Origin of the sequence: Vibrio sp. YQ_11, from assembly GCF_043103065.1 — a bacterium.
Taxonomy (GTDB): domain Bacteria; phylum Pseudomonadota; class Gammaproteobacteria; order Enterobacterales; family Vibrionaceae; genus Vibrio; species Vibrio parahaemolyticus.
Genome location: NZ_JBICJM010000013.1, coordinates 1 through 23163, shown reverse-complemented (window position 1 = coordinate 23163; position 23163 = coordinate 1). Strand labels below are relative to the sequence as shown.

At 43.4% G+C, this 23163-nt stretch carries 23 protein-coding genes and 1 tRNA gene; 22 read left to right on the top strand and 2 right to left on the bottom strand.

The window, feature by feature from the left end; translation table 11 throughout:
- Positions 1 to 452 precede the first annotated feature (452 nt).
- The 16 genes from cydA (at position 453) to ACF8EG_RS10085 (ending at position 13696) form a co-directional block, all read left to right on the top strand.
- Complete coding sequence (gene cydA, locus ACF8EG_RS10160) at positions 453 to 2039, top strand: cytochrome ubiquinol oxidase subunit I (RefSeq protein WP_005457265.1); 1587 nt, start codon at positions 453 to 455, stop codon at positions 2037 to 2039.
- Positions 2040 to 2056: 17 nt separating this feature from the next.
- Positions 2057 to 3193 carry a cytochrome d ubiquinol oxidase subunit II gene (cydB, locus tag ACF8EG_RS10155; RefSeq protein WP_005483614.1) on the top strand — a complete coding sequence of 379 codons (1137 nt, stop codon included), beginning with the start codon at positions 2057 to 2059 and terminating at the stop codon, positions 3191 to 3193.
- Positions 3194 to 3205: 12 nt separating this feature from the next.
- A complete protein-coding gene (gene cydX / locus ACF8EG_RS10150; RefSeq protein ID WP_000270284.1) occupies positions 3206 to 3313 on the top strand; it encodes a cytochrome bd-I oxidase subunit CydX in 108 nt (35 codons plus the stop codon).
- On the top strand, positions 3306 to 3608 hold the full coding sequence (gene ybgE, locus ACF8EG_RS10145; protein ID WP_005495828.1) for a cyd operon protein YbgE: 303 nt from the start codon (positions 3306 to 3308) through the stop codon (positions 3606 to 3608). Before cydX ends, ybgE begins: the two co-directional genes overlap by 8 nt.
- A gap of 172 nt (positions 3609 to 3780) precedes the next feature.
- Positions 3781 to 4200 (top strand): tol-pal system-associated acyl-CoA thioesterase, encoded by a 420-nt coding sequence (ybgC, locus tag ACF8EG_RS10140; RefSeq protein WP_005483618.1) that lies wholly within the window; start codon positions 3781 to 3783, stop codon positions 4198 to 4200.
- Positions 4190 to 4888 carry a protein TolQ gene (gene tolQ, locus ACF8EG_RS10135; RefSeq protein WP_005485405.1) on the top strand — a complete coding sequence of 233 codons (699 nt, stop codon included), beginning with the start codon at positions 4190 to 4192 and terminating at the stop codon, positions 4886 to 4888. The genes ybgC and tolQ overlap by 11 nt, the downstream gene beginning before the upstream one ends.
- A gap of 3 nt (positions 4889 to 4891) precedes the next feature.
- Positions 4892 to 5335, top strand: a complete 444-nt coding sequence (locus ACF8EG_RS10130; RefSeq protein ID WP_005485411.1) for an ExbD/TolR family protein — start codon at positions 4892 to 4894, stop codon at positions 5333 to 5335.
- 12 nt (positions 5336 to 5347) lie between these two features.
- Positions 5348 to 6409: a cell envelope integrity protein TolA gene (gene tolA, locus ACF8EG_RS10125; protein ID WP_069505362.1), complete on the top strand. Its 1062-nt coding sequence runs from the start codon at positions 5348 to 5350 to the stop codon at positions 6407 to 6409.
- A gap of 10 nt (positions 6410 to 6419) precedes the next feature.
- Positions 6420 to 7772, top strand: coding sequence for a Tol-Pal system beta propeller repeat protein TolB (tolB, locus tag ACF8EG_RS10120; protein ID WP_005459807.1), 1353 nt, complete (start codon positions 6420 to 6422; stop codon positions 7770 to 7772).
- A gap of 30 nt (positions 7773 to 7802) precedes the next feature.
- On the top strand, positions 7803 to 8327 hold the full coding sequence (gene pal, locus ACF8EG_RS10115) for a peptidoglycan-associated lipoprotein Pal (RefSeq protein WP_005459802.1): 525 nt from the start codon (positions 7803 to 7805) through the stop codon (positions 8325 to 8327).
- A gap of 15 nt (positions 8328 to 8342) precedes the next feature.
- Positions 8343 to 9098: a tol-pal system protein YbgF gene (ybgF, locus tag ACF8EG_RS10110; RefSeq protein ID WP_020904002.1), complete on the top strand. Its 756-nt coding sequence runs from the start codon at positions 8343 to 8345 to the stop codon at positions 9096 to 9098.
- A gap of 211 nt (positions 9099 to 9309) precedes the next feature.
- Positions 9310 to 10371, top strand: coding sequence for a quinolinate synthase NadA (nadA, locus tag ACF8EG_RS10105; RefSeq protein ID WP_005459805.1), 1062 nt, complete (start codon positions 9310 to 9312; stop codon positions 10369 to 10371).
- Positions 10372 to 10489: 118 nt separating this feature from the next.
- Entirely contained in the window at positions 10490 to 11533 is a 1044-nt protein-coding gene (locus tag ACF8EG_RS10100; RefSeq protein WP_005495816.1) for a potassium channel protein, read from the top strand.
- On the top strand, positions 11533 to 11949 hold the full coding sequence (locus tag ACF8EG_RS10095; RefSeq protein ID WP_005459831.1) for a DUF350 domain-containing protein: 417 nt from the start codon (positions 11533 to 11535) through the stop codon (positions 11947 to 11949). The genes ACF8EG_RS10100 and ACF8EG_RS10095 overlap by 1 nt, the downstream gene beginning before the upstream one ends.
- A gap of 8 nt (positions 11950 to 11957) precedes the next feature.
- Entirely contained in the window at positions 11958 to 12527 is a 570-nt protein-coding gene (locus ACF8EG_RS10090) for a DUF1190 domain-containing protein (protein WP_068865476.1), read from the top strand.
- Positions 12528 to 12529: 2 nt separating this feature from the next.
- Positions 12530 to 13696, top strand: a complete 1167-nt coding sequence (locus ACF8EG_RS10085) for a glutathionylspermidine synthase family protein (RefSeq protein WP_017448283.1) — start codon at positions 12530 to 12532, stop codon at positions 13694 to 13696.
- 72 nt (positions 13697 to 13768) lie between these two features.
- Here the strand turns inward: ACF8EG_RS10085 and ACF8EG_RS10080 are convergent, their stop codons facing one another.
- Positions 13769 to 14380 carry a YecA family protein gene (locus tag ACF8EG_RS10080; RefSeq protein ID WP_005459839.1) on the bottom strand — a complete coding sequence of 204 codons (612 nt, stop codon included), beginning with the start codon at positions 14378 to 14380 and terminating at the stop codon, positions 13769 to 13771.
- A gap of 53 nt (positions 14381 to 14433) precedes the next feature.
- Here ACF8EG_RS10080 and ACF8EG_RS10075 point away from each other — a divergent pair, with 53 nt between their 5' ends.
- From ACF8EG_RS10075 to ACF8EG_RS10055, 5 genes are all read left to right on the top strand, one after another.
- Positions 14434 to 16854 (top strand): hybrid sensor histidine kinase/response regulator, encoded by a 2421-nt coding sequence (locus ACF8EG_RS10075; RefSeq protein WP_069505364.1) that lies wholly within the window; start codon positions 14434 to 14436, stop codon positions 16852 to 16854.
- Between the two features lie 456 nt (positions 16855 to 17310).
- Complete coding sequence (locus ACF8EG_RS10070; RefSeq protein ID WP_005459815.1) at positions 17311 to 17760, top strand: L-alanine exporter AlaE; 450 nt, start codon at positions 17311 to 17313, stop codon at positions 17758 to 17760.
- A gap of 144 nt (positions 17761 to 17904) precedes the next feature.
- Positions 17905 to 17992: transfer RNA gene (locus ACF8EG_RS10065), tRNA-Ser, on the top strand.
- 82 nt (positions 17993 to 18074) lie between these two features.
- Positions 18075 to 19208 (top strand): site-specific integrase, encoded by a 1134-nt coding sequence (locus ACF8EG_RS10060; protein ID WP_069505366.1) that lies wholly within the window; start codon positions 18075 to 18077, stop codon positions 19206 to 19208.
- A gap of 95 nt (positions 19209 to 19303) precedes the next feature.
- Positions 19304 to 19864, top strand: a complete 561-nt coding sequence (locus ACF8EG_RS10055; protein WP_069505369.1) for a hypothetical protein — start codon at positions 19304 to 19306, stop codon at positions 19862 to 19864.
- A gap of 287 nt (positions 19865 to 20151) precedes the next feature.
- On the opposite strand, the gene ACF8EG_RS10050 is transcribed toward ACF8EG_RS10055, so the two are convergent.
- A complete protein-coding gene (locus ACF8EG_RS10050) occupies positions 20152 to 20688 on the bottom strand; it encodes a helix-turn-helix domain-containing protein (RefSeq protein ID WP_069505371.1) in 537 nt (178 codons plus the stop codon).
- Between the two features lie 789 nt (positions 20689 to 21477).
- On the opposite strand from ACF8EG_RS10050, the gene ACF8EG_RS10045 reads away from it, so the two are divergent.
- Complete coding sequence (locus tag ACF8EG_RS10045; protein WP_029803422.1) at positions 21478 to 23115, top strand: methyl-accepting chemotaxis protein; 1638 nt, start codon at positions 21478 to 21480, stop codon at positions 23113 to 23115.
- Positions 23116 to 23163: the final 48 nt, after the last annotated feature.

The following is a 23163-nucleotide window of genomic DNA, read 5'->3' as shown; positions in this document are numbered from 1 at the left end:
GGCTGAGCAAAAATGCTCAGCCTTTCACCATAAGTGACCAACCTCTCATTTATTGAATTTCTTCTAACACTAATTAGGTAAGAAAAAAGCACCGATTGTTAACTCGATGTTTGCATGCAACTGGTTAATTTCTCTCCTGATTACTCTCTCTTAACATACGCTTCTAATACGGGTTGATCTGGATCAATGTGATGGATTTTTGTGCAAATTCAGCGCATAAACATTGATGTATATCAAAGCGCATTCCGGCTATAAACCTTTTGAAACAATCTGTTTTTACAAGTAATATTAGCCCCAGCTATATTAGCTGATGCTTAACAATTAACTAACCAATGAAGCACATTTTTGCAACAAAGAGTTGTGATAATTCAACAATTTTCAAGTGTGAATAACACCTGGATATGGATTGCAATATGTAGAGAGTGTCATTCAGCCGACACATAGGAGTTACCATGATTGACGTAGTTGATCTATCGCGGTTGCAGTTTGCACTAACAGCGATGTATCACTTCCTATTCGTACCATTGACCCTTGGTATGGCCTTCCTTTTGGCCATTATGGAATCGATGTACGTAATGACGAACAAGCAAATCTACAAGGACATGACCAAGTTCTGGGGTAAGCTGTTCGGTATTAACTTTGCACTTGGTGTGGCTACCGGCCTTACCATGGAATTCCAGTTTGGTACTAACTGGTCGTACTACTCCCACTATGTAGGTGACATCTTTGGTGCGCCACTGGCGATCGAAGCACTTGTCGCTTTCTTCCTGGAGTCAACTTTTGTTGGTCTATTCTTCTTCGGGTGGGATCGTCTATCTAAACGCCAACACTTAGCTGTTACTTGGCTTGTGGCGCTGGGCTCTAACTTCTCTGCTCTTTGGATTCTTATCGCAAACGGCTGGATGCAAAACCCAGTAGGCGCGGACTTCAACTTCGAAACCATGCGTATGGAAATGGTAAGCTTCTCTGAAGTTGTACTAAACCCAGTTGCTCAGGTTAAGTTCGTGCATACGGTTGCTTCTGGTTACACTTGTGGCGCAATGTTTATTCTAGGCATCAGTTCATACTACCTATTAAAAGGTCGTGATATTGCGTTTGCTCGTCGTTCATTTGCTATCGCTGCATCTTTCGGTATTGCTGCGATCCTATCAACCATCGTTCTTGGTGACGAATCTGGTTACGAGCTTGGTGAAGTTCAAAAAGTGAAGCTTGCTGCAATTGAAGCAGAATGGCACACAGAACCAGCTCCAGCAGCGTTTACGTTGTTTGGTGTTCCTAACCAAGAAACCATGCACACCGATTACGCAATCAAGATCCCTTACGTAATGGGTATCATCGCGACACGTTCTTTTGATGAGCAAGTGACAGGTCTTCGTGACCTTCGTGATGAGCACGTTGAGCGTATTCGTGGCGGTATGTACGCTTACGAACTTCTTGAGAAGCTTCGTGCTGGTGACAAGTCAGAAGAAAACATGACTGCGTTTGATGAAGTGAAAGGTGACCTAGGTTACGGTCTACTTCTAAAACGCTACACAGACAATGTTGTGGATGCGACAGAAGAGCAAATTCAAGCTGCTGCGGATGATTCAATCCCAACAGTATGGCCACTATTCTGGTCATTCCGTATCATGGTTGCTTGTGGCTTCATCATGTTGTTCGTATTCGGTGCGGCATTTATCCAAACATGTCGTCAAAAAATCGAACAAAAACAATGGATTCTTAAAGCTGCACTATTGAGTATTCCACTTCCGTGGATTGCGATTGAAGCGGGTTGGTTCGTCGCTGAGTACGGTCGTCAACCATGGGCTGTTGGTGAAATTCTTCCTGTGCACGTTGCGGCTTCAGCATTAACTGCAGGTGAAATCTGGACGTCACTATTCGCAATCTTGGCTCTATACACGGTATTCCTGATTGCAGAAGTTTACCTAATGTTGAAATTCGCTCGTAAAGGTCCAAGCAGTCTGAAAACGGGCCGCTACCACTTTGAGCAAAACGCTGACTCTGTTGAAGACAAAGTTAGCCGCCAAGTAGAAGCGTAAGGTAAGGAGATAACAAGATGTTTGATTACGAAATCTTGCGACTCATCTGGTGGGTACTAATCGGTGTTCTACTAGTTGGTTTTGCAGTAACAGACGGTTTCGATATGGGTGTAGGCGCGCTTGTACCTATTATCGGTAAAAACGACACACAACGTCGTGTCATGATTAACTCAATTGCCCCTCACTGGGATGGTAACCAAGTTTGGCTTATCACTGCTGGTGGTGCATTGTTCGCCGCTTGGCCTTTGGTTTACGCAACGTCATTCTCAGGCTTCTACTTAGCAATGATCCTGACGCTAGCTGCACTTTGGCTTCGTCCTCTGGGCCTAGATTACCGCTCTAAGATCGAAGAGCCAAAATGGCGTAATACTTGGGATATCTGTATCTCAATCAGTGGTTTTGTTCCGCCAATCATCTTTGGTGTGGCGTTTGGTAACCTTCTACAAGGTGTTCCATTCCAATTGAGCGAGTTTTTGATGCCAACATACCATGGCTCATTCTTTGGTCTGCTAAACCCATTTGCTCTGCTTTGTGGTCTGGTTAGCTTGTTCATGATTTTGATGCAAGGTTCTACTTGGCTACAAATGAAAACAACGGGTGAAGTTCACACACGTGCTCGCAACGTTGCTCAAATCACGGGTCTACTAACAGTGGTTGCGTTTGTTGCTGCAGGTTTCTGGGTTCAAAACATTGACGGTTACGTGATTGTTGGTGGCATCGACACCAACGCAGCTTCTAACCCTCTAAACAAAGAGGTAATCCGTGAAGCTGGTGCGTGGATGAAGAACTTTGAAAACTACCCACTACTATGGGCTGCTCCTGTACTAGGTGTTGCAATGCCGCTGCTTGCTGTATTGTCATCTCGTCTTGAAAAGTGTGCGATTTCGTTCATCACTTCAAGCCTAGGTGTTGCTGGCGTTATCTTTACTGCAGGTTTTGCGATGTTCCCATTCATCATGCCTTCAGATCTAATGCCAAGCCACAGTCTAACAATGTGGGATGCAACATCATCTGAGTTGACTCTGAACCTGATGACAGGCGTAGCGTTTGTTATGGTTCCAATCATCCTTGGTTACACGTCTTGGACTTACTACAAGATGTTTGGTCGCCTTGATGATCAGTACATTGAAGACAACAAAAACTCACTATACTAAGGAGCAATTACTATGTGGTATTTCGCATGGATTCTAGGTGTACTACTTGCTTGTGCATTCGGTATCATCAACGCTCTTTGGTTAGAGCACTCAGAAATGATGGACAAAGACAGTGAGTAATCTCGCTGACAAGGTAGCGAAGTTTCACGAACCAATGGATAAGACTCTGTTAAGAGTCTTATCCCTCATCCTTGGCTTTATGCACGTAGGATTGGTGATGTGGGATCCAGAAGCGTACCATCAAGCGATTGGTGGCTTTAACGCAGTGATCGCCCCGGCACTGATTTGGGCATTGTGCTCAAGTATGGTGTTCGGCGTAGGCTTCAAACCGAGAAATTGGTACTGGCAATTGTTGTTTAGCCCTTACTTCTCGTTAGCTATCTTAATTTATCTAACTGCGCTTTATTTCATGTAAATTGAATTACATTGCAATAAAGTTGGTTATTAAATCATCGAGTAAAAGCCGGGCAGTTTGTCTGGCTTTTATTTTTTCTACAAAAATCAAAAATATTCCTTCCGTTCAGTACCAATTGCTGTTGCTTCAGTTATAGTAACCACTTTAAAGAATTGAATATATTGGTACTCCCTTGCAAGGCACATCAAATCCCTTCCGCTGGCCGATCACCGTGTACTATGAAGACACCGATGCGGGCGGCGTTGTATATCATTCAAACTATTTAAAATTCTTTGAGCGCGCGCGTACCGAGATGTTGCGTGCAAAAGGCATTTCTCAACATGTGTTACTGGAACAAAATATTGGCTTTGTTGTCCGACACATGGATATCGATTTTAAACAAGGGGCGAGACTGGACGAACAGTTGACAGTATTAACCCGAGTGTCAGAAATAAAACGTGCGTCTTTGCAATTCTGTCAAGAGTTGGTCAATGATCAAGGCAAGATATTGTGCAAGGCCTTTGTTAAGGTAGCATGTATCGATAATAAGAAAATGAAACCAATAGCTATTCCAACATTTATCAATTCGGAGCTAACAAATAGTGACTGCTGATATTTCCATTTTAGATCTCTTTCTTCAGGCCAGTCTGTTGGTAAAACTTGTGATGCTGACATTGCTAGGCATGTCAATCGCGTCATGGGCAATGATCATCAAGCGCAGCAAAGTGCTTTCCCAAGCATCAAAAAATGCTGAGCAATTTGAAGACAAATTCTGGTCAGGTACAGACCTTTCCCAACTCTACCAAAAAGTGAAAGGGCGCAAAGACGAGATCGCAGGTACAGAAGAAATCTTCTACGCAGGTTTCACAGAATTTGCTCGTTTACGTAAGAGCAATGCGAACTCACCAGCTTACATTATGGAAGGCACAGGTCGCGCGATGCGTGTTGCTGTTGCGCGTGAAGTTGATGAGCTTGAAACAAGCCTACCTTTCTTAGCAACTGTCGGTTCAATCAGCCCATACATTGGTTTGTTTGGTACTGTTTGGGGCATCATGCATGCGTTTATTGCACTGGGTGAAGTGAAACAAGCAACGCTTTCTATGGTTGCCCCAGGTATCGCAGAAGCGTTGATTGCGACTGCTATGGGTCTATTCGCAGCAATTCCTGCGGTAATGGCTTATAACCGACTAAGCAACAAAGTAAGTAAGCTGGAACATACTTACGCGACATTCTCAGAAGAATTCCACAGCATCCTTCATCGTCAAGCGATGGCTGGCCGAGACAGCGCGGATAAGGAATAAAGCATGGCGGGTTATCAACCTAAAAAGCGAAAAATGACGGCAGAGATTAACGTCGTTCCTTATATTGACGTAATGCTTGTGCTGTTAATTATTTTTATGGCGACCGCTCCGTTTGTAACTCAAGGCGTAGATGTCGATCTACCAAAGACATCAAATGCAACTCCTGCTCAAGAACTTGCAGGGGATACCGATAGCAGTTTTATCATCATTGAAATCGATCGTGACGGCAATTTAGGCCTAAGCGTGAACGATGAAGAAGTGCAACGTGGTCTTTCACTGCAAGATGTCATTGTTCGAGTTAAAGCTGAGCGTTCCATCAAACCTGATTCACCAGTCGCAGTAGGCGGCGATGCAGCGACGCCATACGCTGATGTTGTCCTTTTACTTGATGAATTGAGTCGTGCTGGAATCCCTAAAGTAGGGCTCCTGACCGATATTAGGGAATAAACGTCAATATTCATGAAAGACAAAAAGAAACAATCGAAAGAGTACACTAAACCGATAGTCATATCGGTAGGTCTGCATGCTCTCTTGGTAGCAGCATTGCTCTGGGGTACTGATTTTGCGATGACCAAACCTGAGCCAACTGGACAGATGGTTCAGGCTGTCGTGATAGACCCTAAACTGGTGCAACAACAAGCGAAAGAAATTCGTCAGCAGCGTGAAAAAGCGGCCAAAAAAGAGCAAGATCGTCTTGATAAATTAAGACGTGAGGCGGAGCAGCTTGAGAAAAACCGTAAGGCTGAAGAAGAGCAAATTCGTAAGTTGAAAGAACAGCAAGCGAAAGATGCAAAAGCGGCCAGAGAAGCTGAAGCGGCTCGCATGCAAAAAGAGCAGGAACGCAAAGCAGAAGAAGAACGAGTTCGCCAAGAAAAAGAGCGTGCAGCTAAACTTGAGAAAGAGCGTAAAGCGAAAGAAGAAGCTGTACGTAAAGCAGAGCAGGAACGTTTAGCCAAAGAAGCGGCGATTGCCAAAGCGGAACAAGAGCGAGTAGCTCACGAGAAGGCGGCAAAAGAAGCGGAAGAAAAGGCAAAACGTGAACGCGAGGCGGCTCAAAAAGCTGAGCAAGAACGCATTGCGAAAGAAAAAGCGGCAAAAGAAGCTGCGGAAAAAGCACGTAAAGAAAAAGAGCGCCTTGAACGTGAGCGTAAAGAGCAAGAAGCCGCACTTGATGATATTTTTGCTGGCCTAGAAAGTGAAGCGAGTGCAAACCAACAGGCTCAGGGGAAATTTGTGGCTGATGAGGTTTCCCGCTACAGTTCAATCTATATTCAGCTCATTCAAAGCCGATTGCTAAAGGATGACTACCTATTGGGAAAGGAGTGTAGAGTTAACATTAAGCTGATTCCTACGGGAACTGACATGATTGTTTCGTCAGTTAACGTGCTTTCTGGTGACTCTAGAGTATGTGCTGCTGCAAAGAGTGCAATTGCACAAGTACCAAGTTTCCCGATGTCAACCGATTCAACAGTTAACCAAAGGCTGAAGGATATTAACCTTACGGTCGCACTACAACAATAAGGGATAAGCCGTGATTAAACGTCTTTTACTAGGAATGTTTGTACTGCTAGGCAGTCTAACGAATGTAGCACACGCTGCATTGGAGCTGGTCATTACTGATGGTATTGATTCGGCACGACCAATTGCTGTTGTTCCTTTTAAATGGGAGGGCAGTCAACCACTTCCTACCGACATTTCTGCTGTCATTGCGTCTGATCTACAGCGCAGTGGTAAGTTCAGCCCAGTACCAACGAATAAAATGCCACAAACGCCATTCAATGAATCAGAAGTTAACTTTGATTCGTGGACAAGCCTTGGTGTAGATGCGTTGTTAACTGGCTCTATCAAGCAAAATGAGCAAGGCGATTACGTTGTAAATTACCAGCTTGTTGATGTAGTACGCGGTCAGTTAACTGGTGGGCAGAGCAAAGCTCTAGGGAGTGACGGCGAGCTTGTTTTATCTAAAGACCATGTTTTGTTTAACAAAGTGGCTACGGTAAAAGGCCCTCGTATGCGTGAGTACGCTCACCGTATTTCTGACCTTGTCTATGAACAACTGACAGGTGAACGTGGCGCATTTATGACTCGTATTGCCTACGTGGTTGTAAACGACAAAGACCGTTTCCCGTACCAGCTTCGTGTCGCTGATTACGATGGTTACAATGAGCGATTAGTATTGCGTTCTAAGCAGCCTCTGATGTCTCCTGCATGGTCTCCAGATGGGCAGAAACTTGCGTATGTAAGCTTCCAAAATGGCCAAGCAGAAATTTTCATCATGAACATCTATACCGGTGAACGTGAAAAAATTACGTCATACCCTCGCCATAATGGTGCGCCAAGATTCTCTCCTGATGGTAACAAGTTAGCGCTTGTACTGTCTAAGACAGGCACTCTACAGGTGTACACTTTTGATCTGAAAACTCGCAAACTCACCCAAATTACGCGTAGCAGATCAAATAATACTGAACCGTTCTGGCACCCTGATGGCAAATCGCTGATTTTCACATCGGATAGGGGTGGTAAACCACAGATTTATCAAGTAAATTTGGGCAGCGGTTCTATCGATCGCTTGACTTGGCAAGGTAGCCAAAACTTGGGTGGTCAAATCACACCTGATGGCCGATTCCTAGTAATGGTGAATCGCAGTGATTCAGGTTTTAATTTGGCGAAACAAGATTTGGAAACTGGTGCTCTTCAAGTCTTAACTAAGACTCTATTAGATGAGTCTCCGAGTATTGCCCCTAACGGTGGCATGGTTGTGTATAGCTCGATTTACAACAAGAAAAACGTACTATCGATGGTGTCAATTGATGGTCGATTTAAAGCTAGATTACCGGCAACAAATGGGCGTGTGAGAGCGCCTGCGTGGTCACCGTTTTTGTAGTAATAAGTTTGATTAATAAAGGAAAATAAGATGCAACTGAACAAGGTTCTAAAAGGGCTACTAATCGCGCTTCCTGTAATGGCTATGACTGCGTGTAGTTCAAGCGACGACGCAGCTTCTAACACTGGTGCAGCAACTAACAACAATGCTGCAGCAGAAACAACAGTAGCGACGCCGATCGATCAAAGCGGTCAGCTAACTGAACAAGAGCTAAAAGAGCAAGCACTTCGCGAAACTCAAACAATTTACTTCGCGTTTGACAACTCTACAATTGCAGGTGATTACGAAGAGATGCTAGCAGCTCACGCTTCTTACCTAAGCAAGAACCCTGCTCTAAAAGTAACGATTGAAGGCCACGCAGATGAGCGCGGTACTCCTGAGTACAACATCGCTCTAGGCGAGCGTCGTGCTCAAGCAGTTGCTAACTACCTACAAGCGCTAGGTGTACAAGCAGATCAAATCTCAATCGTTAGCTACGGTGAAGAGAAGCCACTTCTTCTAGGTCAATCAGATGAAGTGTACGCTAAAAACCGTCGCGCGGTTCTAGTATACTAATTCGAGGAAATCCTCATGTTCAGTAACACTAAGCGCGCTGTTGCGCTTACGTTACTGGCAAGTGCAGCGAACTTCGCGTTCGCTGCACCAGCTCCAGTATCCGATCTCAACAGCACATCCTCAGTCTCTAAGAGCCGTTCATCTGAAACGGAAGTCGAGCGATTAGAGCGTCTACTACAAAATCGCAACCGTGTTCAGCTCCAAATGCAAGAGCAGATTGACCAAATGTCACAAGAGATCAGTGATTTGCGTGGTCAATTAGAGCGCAATAGCTACGAAATGCAGCAAATGTTGCAGCGTCAACGTGAGTTGTTTGTTGAGCTTGACCGTATTCGCGGTGAGATGAAGTCGGCACCGGTAAAAGAAACCAAACCAACAGAAACTAGTGGTAAATACACGCCAAATGTTGATGAGCAAACGGCATACCAAAATGCGGTTGACTTAATCCTTAAAAAGCGTGACTACACCGGTGCAATTGCTGCGTTCCAGCAGTTCCAGAAAGACTATCCTGATTCCACATACTCAGCGAATTCACACTATTGGTTAGGCCAATTGTACTTCGCTAAGAAACAGGATAAAGACGCGGTTAAAAGCTTTGCTGCGGTAGTGTCTTATAAAGACTCTAACAAACGAGCTGACGCCTTGCTTAAGTTAGGCGAAATCGCAGAGCGTAATAACAATGCCGCTCAAGCGAAAAAATACTACCAACAAGTTGTCGATGAATACCCAGGTAGTGCGTCGGCTAAACTGGCTGGCTCAAAGCTGAAATAAACACCATTCTAAAAAGGAAGCTTCGGCTTCCTTTTTCTTTTTAGATGCCTTCTGCTTTTTTAATTTCTTACAAAATTGCCATGTATAATAAAATGCCACATGCAACAAATATATACGTCTAGACCGCTAGAAATTCTAGTTACAGGTTGGTTTTTGAAAATTATCGAGGTTACAATACGCGGATTAAAGGAAGTTGCGTAGAGCAAGAGCAATGAGCCACATATTAGATAAAATCGACACTGTTTACCCATTCCCACCAAAACCAATTCCGTTAAGCGAAGAAGAAAAATCGTCTTATATCGCGAGCATCAAAGAGCTGCTAAAACAAAAAGATGCAGTACTGATCGCGCATTACTACACCGATCCTGAAATTCAAGCACTAGCGGAAGAAACAGGTGGTTTTGTTGGTGATTCACTAGAAATGGCTAAGTTTGGTAACCGCCACCCAGCAAGCACACTGATTATTGCAGGCGTACGTTTTATGGGTGAGTCGGCTAAAATTCTGACACCAGAAAAACGAATTCTAATGCCAACGCTGGAAGCGGAATGTTCACTTGATCTAGGTTGTCCGGCGGATAAATTCAGTGAATTCTGTGATGCACACCCAGATCATACGGTTGTTGTCTACGCAAACACTTCTGCGGCAGTGAAAGCTCGTGCTGACTGGGTGGTCACATCAAGCATCGCGCTTGAAATCGTGGAACATTTAGACGCTGAAGATAAGCCAATTATTTGGGGACCAGACCGTCATTTGGGTTCATACATTGCCAATAAAACGGGCGCAGATATGCTGCTTTGGCAAGGTGAGTGTGTAGTGCATGATGAATTTTCTGCTGATGCACTTCGCAAGATGAAGAGTGTTTACCCAGATGCTGCGATTCTTGTTCATCCAGAGTCACCAGCAAGTGTGGTGGAATTGGCTGATGCTGTCGGCTCTACAAGTCAGCTTATCAAGGCGGCGAAAGAACTCCCTCACCAACAAATGATCGTGGCAACGGATAAAGGCATCTTCTTTAAGATGCAACAACTGGTGCCAGAAAAAGAACTGATCGAAGCGCCTACTGCTGGTGCTGGCGCGACTTGTCGCAGCTGTGCACACTGTCCTTGGATGGCAATGAACGGTTTGAAAGCGATTGAAAAAGCGCTTAGTGAAGGTGGAGAAGAGCACGAAATCTTCGTAGATGAAGCGCTACGAGTGAAGTCTCTTATTCCACTGAACCGCATGCTAGACTTTGCCGAGCAGCTAAATATGCAAGTGAAAGGTAACGCGTAATCACTTCTATTTATTAAGATAAATCCCAAAAAACCAGCCGAATATGGCTGGTTTTTTTGTTTTTGATTATCAATGGTTTAATATTGATTGATTTTGTAAATGCAGGGACCGGATATTTATGGCTGTGTGGCTAGTAGTTAAAAAGTGGCTTAGTTCGCACCTATTTAAATTAAGCAACCGAAACCTTCTTGTTATTAGTATTTTGTACATCAGTTTATCGTGGGGGCTTTTGGCTCTTGCGGGTGAAAAAGCGCTAACGGACAACTTCTCCAACTTCATTTATTACCTCATGGTCACCGCTAGTACGGTGGGCTATGGAGATCACTCTCCGGTCACAGACTTAGGGAAGTGGGTTGTTGTGTTGTTTGTTATTCCCGGTGGCTTGAGTTTGTTTGCTGCATTACTGGGGCGTGTCGCTGGTTCTGCAATCGATTATTGGCGAGCGGGTATTTTGGGTAAACGGAGAGTGAGAGTGGAAAATCATATCGTATTGCTTGGGTGGAACGGGGCGAGAACAATGCACTTGATTCGTATGTTGCAACACGAAGAAGAAGGCAAGCGCCCTATCGTGTTGTGTAGTCGCTCTGATATTGAAAACCCATTGCCGGGTGAGATTCATTTTATCAAAGTGACCAGTTATACCGACGCTCAGGAAATGAAGAACGCCAACATTACTGATGCGAGTTGTATCATTGTTGATAATCTTTCGGATGACATTACGCTCTCCGCTGCGCTTTATTGTGCCTCTGTGAATCCTGACGCACACTTGCTGGCTTATTTTAAAGACGACGCCTTAGGTCGATTGCTCAGTCAGCATTGCCCTAAAGCAGAGTGCATTCCTGCCGTTGGAGCAGAAATGTTGGCGAAAGCGGCAGTAGACCCTGGCTCTAGTGCCTTGCACCAAGAATTACTGGCATCCACCCGTGGGATGACACAGTACTCAGTCATTTATCCTGAGAATCAACCTATCACCACCATTGAGAGCATCTTTGGCTTTATCAAAAAGCGTCACCACGCGACATTGATTGCGTTTGATATCGGCAACGGTATCCAACTCAACCCAGATTTAGATGCGGAAGTGCCACCGGGTACCAAGCTGTTTTACATTGCAGATGAACGTATTGATGATTTTGCATGGAAAGAAATGAACAAGGAACAATAATGCACATGATTGCCGGCCTGTTAGCAGGTTTTCCAAACTTTTTACTCTACTTCTCAGTATCCATTATTTTTGTTTTGGCGTTTAAGTTCATCTACGTCAAGCTTACGCCTTATGATGAATGGCATCTGATCAAGGAAAAGCAAAATACCGCAGCCGCAGTGGCGTTGAGTGGCGCTTTTCTGGGTTATTGTATTGCGATTTCGGGTGCGGCAAAAAACTCAGTCAACATTGTCGACTTTATGGTTTGGGGCGTTGTTGCCATGCTTGCGCAAATCATCGCATTTGCCATCGTGCGTTTCATTTTGCTGCCAAGAGTTACTGAGCGCATCGAAAAAGATGAGCTGCCTGCAGGTATTGTACTTGCGGCGGTTTCTATATCGGTCGGCATGTTGAATGCTGCTTGTATGACGTACTAGGAGGAACGATGAAGCGCAGTTCCAACGTTAAACGTTCATCCATGGATAAAAGCTTAAAGCTTGGAAAAATCATACCGTTCGCGGCATTTGGCGGAATTTTCTTCCTTGCGACCCAAGAATCAAAGACTGAAGGCTACATTTTTTCTGACGCCGATGAATGTAAATCCAACTCGCCAGAGTTTAGTGAGCAGTGTGATATTGCTTACCAAGAGGCATTGGCTCGTGCTGAACGAAATGCTCCTCGTTATAACAATGAATTCGAATGTGAAAACGACTTTTACGAAGACGATTGTTACTACAGCTCAAGCTCTCGTGCTTATGTCCCTCATTTTGGCGGCTTTTTCTATAGTCGTTCAGTTAATGATTTGAAAGGTTACAACAAGAGTTATTATTCGGAACCGATGTACCGCTATAAGTCCAAATTTTATAACGGTGCAGGCCAGTTTTTTGGCTCCTATCGTAACCAGTCGACCAAAGTCGCGACCAGTAACTTAAACAAACTTGGGGGCGGAACCATTGGAAGAGCCATGTCTCGAGGTGGATTCGGGAAAGCGGTTTCGGTCAGTCGTGGCGGTTGATTATGTTTCGACGAGAGATACAAGAACGAGAAAACTGGCGTGAATTAGCACGCCAGTTTGGTTTTGGTTTTCATTCTATGTATGGGCAACCGTATTGGGATGAGAGTGCTTACTACCAATTTACGCTGGAGCAAATCGAGCACGACCTAGAATCTCCCACTGAAGAACTGCATCAGATGTGCTTGTCTATTGTGGATGAGGTGGTTCGCTGTGAGCAACTACTGACGAAATGTGCGATTCCTGAGTTGATGTGGGAACAGGTCGCGTCTTCGTGGCAACGAAAAGAGCCTTCACTCTATTCTCGTTTGGATTTTGCGTATAACGGAACATCACCAGCAAAGCTACTCGAAAACAATGCCGATACACCGACAAGTTTGTTTGAAACGGGTTTTTGGCAATGGGTGTGGCTGGAAGATGTAGTTAACAAAGGTCGAATTCATCAAGCTGCGGATCAATTCAATATTCTTCAAGACTTTCTGATTGAGCGTTTTGCGGAGATAGCCAAATATCAACCGGGACAGACTCTCCACTTTAGCTGTTGCAAGTACACAGAAGAAGATAAAGCGACGGTACAGTATTTAGAAGACTGCGCGCGCGAGGCGGGGCTAGCGACAGCTTTTGTGCACGTCGAAGATATTGGTGTAACGGAAGACGGAAAATTTGTGGATGTGGACGAACGAGCCATTCGTTGGATGTTCAAACTTTATCCTTGGGAATTCATGTTTGAAGAGGAATACGCGAAATACTTAGCGACTGCAAATGTCAACTGGCTAGAACCCATGTGGAAATCGATTTTATCCAATAAAGCACTTTTGCCATTGTTGTGGGAACGCTTTCCAAATCATCCCAATCTTTTGCCTGCCTATTTTGCTAATGACCCAAAAGCGAGTTGTTTGAACGATTATGTCATCAAACCGTTATTCTCACGGGAGGGGGCGAATATTGAGATCGTCAAAGATGGAAAGCGCTTGGTGAAAACGCCGGGGCCTTATGAATCGAAGTTCAATATCGTTCAGAAATATCATCCGTTGCCTAAGTTTGGGCAGAACCATACGTTAATCGGTAGTTGGCTCGTCAATGATAGAGCGGCGGGTATTTCGATTCGTGAAGATAGTAGCCTAGTGACACAAGATATGGCGCGCTACATTCCACATGTGATTTTGACGTAATGAAAAAGCTCTCCATTCGGAGAGCTTTTTCATATCAGATGTTCAATTTCAATGATCAACGATTACGTTATTTTATTGCTCTTCAGCCAACGCAACACCGCGTTGAGTAAGACCACATAGCATCACAGGTATAGCATTGAAGATCTCTTCAAATTGCTCTAAGCCTTCCATGCCTTGCTCTGCAAGCGTTGCAATGGTGGTTTCTGGATCGTACAACATGGTAAGAGAGAGCAGCACTCCACCCAATAGGGCACTGTCTTCGCTGTCTTCTGGCATTAACGTTTCCCAATCATCACGTGTCAGTTGCCAACCTTGAAGTACACCTTCACAGAAATCACGAGTACTTGCTGAGACAATGTCTTGCTCATCGAGAGTACAACCTTCAGGCCATTGCCAAGAACCTTCTAGCAAAGCTGGTCGAGTTTGGTTCCACATTTGTACAATTTCATCAATGTACAGTTCTAGTTGTTCACCATCTGAGAAAGGTGCTGTCTCTTCGCCGCCCCATAAGAATGGCAGCCACTCTTGAGGGTTCAACACGTTTGGCGCTGATGCCATCGCGGTTACAAAGCCTTGAGTTTTCGCTAGGTTTAGTAGTTTTCCATCAAGTTCTGGAAGAGAAAGCATGTCTTGTAGTTTCAAAATAGAATACCATTTGTTAATGGGCTGATTGGTTGCGCTCATCTTACCAATCAATCAGTGATAAATCGATATTAGGGAATGATTCGTCTACAGATATGGAAATTCGTTCGTCACTTAGAAAAAAAAGCATTCTCGCTCTCACACTGTATCTGTGTTTTTTTATCGCTACGATAGGGTCGGTGGTGTACTTGGTGGTTGAGCCACCTGTCCGTGACAAACTAGAAAGAAATCTCGACTTACGTACCCAACTGCTTGCTTCCCAGATAAAAGAGCCGCTCATCACATCCACGGGCGTGTTGAATAGCTTAGTTGGGCTTGCGCAAAGCTCAAACCAAAGCGATTCCCTTAAATCGACCATCCCTCAGATTTTAAGATTAAGCGATGAGATCATTGTCAGCGGTGGATTGTGGCCCAAACCAGAACTCAAAGAAGAACGATGGCGGTTTACCAGTTTGTTCTTTAACAAGAACAGTGAGGGGAACATCGATCAGATTCATTCATACAACAATCCAGAATCTGGCGGTTATGACAATGAGCCGTGGTATCGCGCAGCCGCTGAACGACCGTCAGGCACGGTGAGTTGGTCTGCGGTGTATATTGATACTTTCACTCAAGTTCAAATGATTACCGCCTCTGCGCCGTATTATAAAAATGGAGAGTTTGCAGGCGTTGCGACGGTCGACCTTTCTTTGGAGGCCTTATTCCAGTTCATTCGTGAGCACACCAACCAATACTCTTTGGGTGTGGTCATTCGAGATGCTAACTCGAATGTCATCATCGAACACAACTTTCAAATCACCAAACAAATGTACATTAGTAAACTCGATTTTGGTGAATTTCATTGGAAGCTAGAAGTTGTCAATGCTAAGGCGAAAGTGGCGGATCAAGTGTTCGAGCAAGTCATGAGTGTTGAAGGCGGCATCATCCCATTCTTATTGCTATGCGTTCTCGTTGGGTACTATTTACTTAACCGATACATTGTCGAACCCATCGTACGAATCGCTACAAAAATTGATGATTCCAAAACGGGCGGGATCATTGATATCGATTACGGAAGTGAGGACGAAATCGGTCATCTCATTACCAAATTCAACGAGAAGACCATTTACCTCGAACAAGAGAGAGTAAAAGCTCAAGCATCGACAAATGCCAAAACTGCTTTTCTTGCCACTTTGTCGCATGAAATCCGTACGCCGATGAATGGGGTACTCGGCACCGCTCAAATCCTGCTCAAAACGCCGTTAACGGACGAACAAAGAAAACATCTCAGTACATTATACGATTCTGGTGATCACATGATGACGCTCCTGAACGAGATTCTTGATTACTCCAAGATAGAGCAGGGACATGTAGAGTTTTCGAACTCGCCATTTCCCATAGAATCGATCATCGGCAGTATAAAAAGCGTTTATCATACCTTGTGTGCAGAGAAAGGATTGCAGTTTAAGGTGACGTCGTTAGTCCCAGTTGGGCGCTGGTATGACAACGACAAAGCGCGCCTTCGTCAAGTGTTGTTTAATTTACTCAATAACGCCGTGAAGTTTACTGACAGAGGCATTGTTGAAGTGACGCTGAGTGAGCAAACTCACTATGACAAAACTGTGTTGGTTATCGCGATAAAAGACACGGGAATAGGGATATCTAAAGAGGCGCACAAACGAATATTTCGCCCATTTGAGCAAGCAGAATCATCAACCACAAGGCGCTTCGGCGGGACTGGCCTTGGCCTTGCAATTGTTAAAGAGATCGCCGAGCACATGGGCGGTCATGTGACTGTGCAAAGCCAAGAAAATATCGGCACCACATTCACAGTTGAAATGGAGATCTCTCCTTGCGAACCGGGGAAAGTGGAATCAGGACATAGGCACAAGCTCAATTGCAATGGTTTGAAGGCCTTGATAGTAGAGGACAATCGAACCAACGCCATCATTATGGAAACCTTCTTAAGAGCAAAGGGCTTTGAATGCTCAAGTGTTGAAAATGGACAGCTAGCGGTAAATAAAATAGCTGTAGAGCCGTTCGATTTAATATTGATGGACAACCATATGCCTGTCCTTGATGGAGTTGGGGCAATCTCAGCAATTCGCTCCATGAGCAGCGCTGCGAAGTCGGTACTGATATTTGGTTGTACTGCAGATGTGTTCAAAGAGACCCAAGAGCGCATGTTAGGCGTAGGCGCTGACCATATCATTGCTAAACCAATAGTGGAGTCCGAACTGGATGATGCCTTGTATCGACATGCCGATTTGCTGTATCAATATCAAACCAAGCAAAATCAACAAGCATTAGAAGTGTTGGGAACCGATTCTTTGCTGATTAGCTTTTATGTCGCTCTAGATAATGGCAATCTCGGAGACGCTCTTGATGCGCTACTTGCTATAATGGATAGCCTTCAACCTAATACAGATGAGGTATTGTCGGAGGTTATCACTAGGATTAAACGCGATCTACTGCGTCAATCTCCACCCGATCAGGAAGATATAGACACATTAACTATGTTACTTGCTACGCCGTAATATACAGGTAAAAAAGCAGTCCATTTGTTTTCTTCGCCGCTCTTTTGGCACTTCCTGAACTTCAGCGTATTTTTACCATATCAGTAGCGCTTTGTGCCGTCATTTATACTCTGATTTTTTACATCTAGGTAGCATAAGCGTTTGCAATTGGTGTAATAAAACCAAATTTTGTTCCAATTCTATACCAGCTACTCATTTTCAACCCTCTTAAAAGTAAGCCATTTCCATATTTTTGTGCCTTTTTTACCCTTAAAATCCTGTTTTTTCTCTAAAACGGTGAAAAAAACTACTTTTGTTTCTAAAGTTGGTTATTAATTTACAACTTCATTTTAAATATGGAGACATAATCTACAAATGTTGTGATTTAATAGTGTCATTAACTGGTAATTAAGTTGTGTGGCAGTTAATCATATTTAGTTCTTTATTAATTGCAGTGTTTGATTTTAGGGGTTGTAAATGAAGTCTCGTGGACCATTTTGTATTCGTCATGCCGCCGCGGATACTTTTGCTATGGTTGTTTTTTGCTTTATTACAGGGATGATTATCGAGATTTTGATTTCAGGAATGACGTTTGAGCAGTCTCTGGCATCACGCACGTTGTCTATACCAGTAAATATCGCGATTGCTTGGCCTTATGGCATGTTCCGTGATTGGGTTTTGCGCCAAGGTAACAAACTTTCACCTTCTTCTTTCATGAAAAATGTGTCTGATCTTGTATCGTATGTGCTTTTCCAATCACCTGTGTACGCCGGCATTCTTTTAGCCGTTGGTGCATCGTATGATCAAATTGTTACGGCAGTTGCGAGCAATGCTGTGGTTTCTTGTGGAATGGGCGTATTATACGGCTACTTTTTGGATATGTGCCGTCGTTGGTTTCGCGTTCCGGGTTATCATCAAGGCGTTTGATTGACACTGTTTTGTTCAATTTAGTTACTTAGTGAGCAAACGAGTGTAAAAGAAGGCTTTTTTTACGGTTTAGCCTTGACCATGAGGCTCATAATCATTAAATTAGCGCCTCGTTAGCGAAGAATGCTAACCACAATTTGATTCGGTGAGTTGTCCGAGTGGCTGAAGGAGCACGCCTGGAAAGTGTGTATACGGCAACGTATCGAGAGTTCGAATCTCTCACTCACCGCCACATTCTAAAGGTCTGATTTATCAGGCCTTTTTTCTTATTAAAGGCTTATTGAGATAACGCTAGCCCACACTGGAGCTAACACATGTTATCTAACCAAAGGCTATCTTCTAGAAAATCACTTTACCTTATTACCAGTAGGACGGGTGTTTTTGCGTTCCGCTGGAATCTTAGAGTTAATGGTAAGCACCACCAGCCTACATTGAGTCTAAAAACAAGAGACTACCTCCAAGCGGTTAAGCTCGCGTCAGAAATAGCAATTCGCATACAGCAAATTACCCAACCAACTTTAGAAGACATCAAGTCAATCTACAGTGATTTCAAAGGCTCGCAGTCAAAGAAAACTCTTCTTTATAGCATTGATATCTCAAATCACTTAACAGACCTTAGTATCAAAAGCCAAACAGAATACAGAAACTGTTGGAATAGCTTTGTTAGCTCTATAAGCCCATCAACGACGCTAGACAGTGTCAGACAGTCACACATTGAGCAATGGAAGAAAACCCAAACTTGTAGCCTTACTACTATGAAGAAGAAGCTTAGATTGCTGTCTAGTTGTTTCGGGAGAGTTGGTCATAAAGTAGAACAAGATTGGTTTAAAGTAGCAGTCGAAAAGACACCAGTAAGACCTAAGAGAGCTATAACCAAGCAAGAGCTAGGAGAGCTTTTGAGAGCCACGCAGAGCTATAAAAAGAGCAAAGATGAGTGGAAGTATTACCTTCCTCGTATAGCGGCTCTAACAGGCTGTAGGCTCAATGAAATAGCCCAGTTGAGGGTATGTGATGTTCAATTGGGAGATGAACCAACATTGAGCATAAATGATGATCATGATGATAAAAAACTTAAGAATTCATCGAGTAAGCGAGTCTTGCCCGTTACTATCCCTTTACTGAATTTACTAAATGAATTGATAGTAGGTAAAGGAAAGAACGAGCACTTGTTCAATCTTCCGTACAGTAAGCAGAATGGTTATGCAGGAAAGCCTAGTAAGTACTTCTCAGAGCTTCTAAAGTCATTACATATCAAAGGTGTATCATTTCACTCTCTACGTCACTACGTGGTTACAGAGCTTTTTAATGCAGGAGTGAAAGAGGAGCTGATAGGTTCACTGATGGGGCATAGTGTAGGTAAGTTAACTACAGGTAAAATTTATTTATCTGGTTTTTCTTATAACAACAAACTCAAGGCTTTAGATATGGTTTCCGTAGGTTTTTTCTGAAATTTTAGTTCCAGATTGCGCTTTTGAATTGGCTTTGATACCTAAGTGCCTCGGTGTTGTTTGGGTACTAATTTTTTTTGGGTATTGGAGTTAATGTGGAAGGCAAAAAGTTAATTGATAGCAATCTGGATTGGTTTATGTTTCATGAGCCTTACGCACCGGAATTACCCATTAGGACGCCCTATGGGCATAAGATAAGCTTTGAATGCGGCAGTAATGTAATGTTTATAGGTGGAAGTGAGCTAGTGAGTGCGTATATCCCTATATACAAAACGATAGAAGCTGAAGACTTGAGCTGTGAACATTGTAGTCAAATGAATCGTTCTAAAGAGCCTTATGCTACTATTCAGATCCAAGGTTATACAGAGTATGATGAGCTGAAGAAAAACGCAGGGTTTCTATCGGCGTTGTTTAGCAATGAGCCTAAATCGATGCCCCAAAGCTACATAAAAATCTTTTGTCATATGAACTTCAGTGCGTCTCCCAGCATTTGTAGGATTGAAGCTGATGAAAGGGGTAACGATTCTTTGATATATGAGTCTCCTTATATTATAAGAAACGAAAATGTCTGTGAGACTGTACAAGTTTATTTAGAAAAAGTGATGCATGAATTGCAGGCTTACACTGAGAAACGTTTTTACTTTGTGGCAAAGTGATTTGGATGCATGTATGAATAGAGAATTTGTCCGTTTATTATGCCTATCCACTGAGAGGGTAAGGATTCACTGAAAGGGGGAAAGAGGGTACCTATTTTCCATCTATCACCTTTCTTTCAGTGTCTAGCTTAAGTATTTAGTATGATAAATAGTAGGATAGATAGTATGTTCCTTAGTATGTTTGTCTAAACTGAGTATATGGGGATAGGAAAGCCAGTTTATAGGGGGGGGAACATGTGTTTATAAGGGGGATAACACAGAGAAAGAAAGCCTCCGAAGAGGCAATCTTAGAACGGTGATTCTTCAACTTCTAATTCTTCTTGTACAAAATCATGCCACCAATCACTGGTTGTTTGATCTTGCTCTCTCGGTGGTTGAACTACATCAGCATTTAAACCAGCTAGAGTTTCTGAATCATTGGTTTCTGAACCATCATCCGTTTGTGATTCCAAACTTACAGTGTCACTAGCTCCATTTGTAGGGCTAGAATTTTCTGCCTCCTCTTCCTTAGGTCTTGGAATCCCAAGCCATGTATAAAGTTTTGAAGTAGAGCCACCTTGTGGCGTGGTTCTATACTTGCTCTTTATAAACCCTAGTTCTTCGAACTTTTTCAACGCGCGGTTAACTGCAACTGTTGAGCAACCTGCATTGTCAGCGAGAGTTTTTTGACTTGGATAGCAAGTGAACACATTAATCCCCCTTTTATCGCTCAAATAGCTAGAGAGAGCAACTAACACCATAATTTCAGTGGTTGTTGATTTGTGTGACTTTTTTAGATTGGCTTCAATGATTTGTTTAGTGATAGAAAATTGATTTCTAGGCATAAACTATAGTTCCTCGTGATTAAGGAAACTATGGATTGCTCCAAACCTTTTCAGCATGCATCTATGTGTATCCACAATTCCATATGTGAAAGACAGTACCATCCAGACGTTTACTAGGATGGAGTAGAGAGTCTAAGTGAAGTTGGGATTAAAAAAGTCAGCACAATGTATGTTTTTGCGATAAAATGAGCCCACACAACTACATACACTAGCGTGCTAGTTTTGTTTTCTCAGTGCAGATAAGTCATTGACCTATATACGGCACATCGCCGTTAGGTGATGGTGAAAGCGTAGCTTTACGTATCGAGAGTTCGAATCTCTCACTCACCGCCACATTCGAAGCCCTAGCAGATCAGCTGGGGCTTTTTCGTTTTATCAATTCGTATTTTCTTCTTCCTTTCCTTATTCTTCTCGAAAAGCCTATTTATATCCATCTATTTCAATTTATTTGTTGCTGTAAGCTTTAAACATAAATAGATCATCTGCCTAACGTCATTCACTGTTTGGTGTGATTCTAAGGAAAATATGAATAAAATCAGGCTACGTTGAAATCAACTTAAGTACTATTTTGTTACACTTTTTACGTCGTGAATCATTTATTTTTTATCATTCTTGTGATTTGCCTCGGTTAAAGAAAATTTCCTATAAATCAATTAATTGTTGAAAACAAAACCGTTATCAAAAAGACAAAAAATATTAGCTAAAGTTGATCTAGTTAATCAGTTGAATAGTCCATTTTTTTGATATGATAGTGAACGAATTGTACATATATATTAAGGGAATCTATTCATGTTCCAAAACTTTACAATCAAACAAAAGATAGTGATTCCTCTATCTTTGATAATTGGATTGTTCACCGTGAGCTCAGTATTAAATGTTATGACAACGAGCAAGCAATCTGAATTAAGCGACACCTTAAATGAACAGATCGTACCAAACCTGTTCACGATTGAAGATGCGTACCGCGATCTCTACCAAGCGACTTCTGCTGTTCAAGGTATTGCCTTAGCAGAAACACAAGCAGATATTGATCATCACATTAACGAGTACAAAGACAATGCTTACAAAGCGTTACCGCGTATGGAAAAAGTGATTGAGCTATCGCGTGCGGGAGTGATGCCTGCATCACACGGTGCTGATGTACAAAAACTGGTGACTTTAGGTCAAAAGTGGCTACAAAGTTACGAAGTGATGTTGAGCAAGCCTCAATCTCAATGGCTAAGCTACTACAACGAGCACAAGAACACGTTTGAGGAGCAATTTGTTGATGTTCGAGCCCAGCTCAATGTCGTGAAAAGTGCTATCGAAGATAAGCAAGGTGAGTTGAAGTCAGACATTTCAGCGGCGACTGCACGAGCAGAATCGATTTTAGAAATGGGTATCATCGTTGTGATCTTAGCGGCGCTTGGCATGGTGTTCCTGCTGCTACGCACAGTACTTAAACCATTAAACGACATCAAAGACGCAATGGCGCAAATCGCTTCGGGTGATGGTGATCTTAGCCAACGAATCCAAATTAACACGCAAGATGAAATCGGTCAGCTGGCGAAGGCATTTAACGAGTTTGTTTCTAAAATTCAAGCGACCGTGTCACAGGTGATTGATAGCTCAAACACGCTTCGTCAAGAGATGGCAAACTTAAGCTCGCTCACCGCGACGATTGCAGATTCGACAGTATCTCAACAGCGCGATAGCGAAGCAGTTGCTGCAGCAGTGCATGAAATGCAAGTGACTAGCCGCAATGTGAGCGAGAGTGCAAATGAAGCAGCAGTTGCAAGCCAAACCGCGAATGATGAGCTTTCTAATACCAATGTGATTTTGGAGCAAACGGTCGGCTCGATTCGTGACTTGGCTGGAGAGATCGAAAGCGCAAGCCATGTGATCAATACGCTAGATAATGATGTGAGCGATATTGCCTCTGTATTAGATGTAATTCGCGGCATTGCAGAACAAACTAACTTACTTGCACTGAATGCGGCGATTGAAGCGGCGCGAGCGGGTGAGCAAGGTCGTGGTTTTGCTGTGGTTGCTGACGAGGTACGCTCTCTTGCAAGTCGTACGCAGCAAAGTACGGGTGAAATCCAAGCTATGATTGAAAAGCTTCAGTCTGGAGCAGGGCAAGCTGTAGAAGTGATGCGTGGTAGCCAAAACAGCAGTGAAGAGACCATTCAATCTGCTGGGCGAGCAAGCGAATCTCTGGCTGAAATTCTCAATGCAATTTCACGCATGAATGAGATGAACACGCACATTGCAACTGCAGCGAGTCAACAAAGTACAGTGAGCGATGAAGTGAATACCAACGTTCAGGGTATTGCAGACAGCAGTACTTCGATTGTTGATATCGTCACGCAGGCTCAGCAATCACTTGCGATGCTGTCACAACAAACTCAGAGATTGGATCAGCAAGTCAGCCAGTTCCGAGTTTAAGCTCTGACATTTGAAATTGATGCGAAACAGCCCGCCGATGTGCGGGCT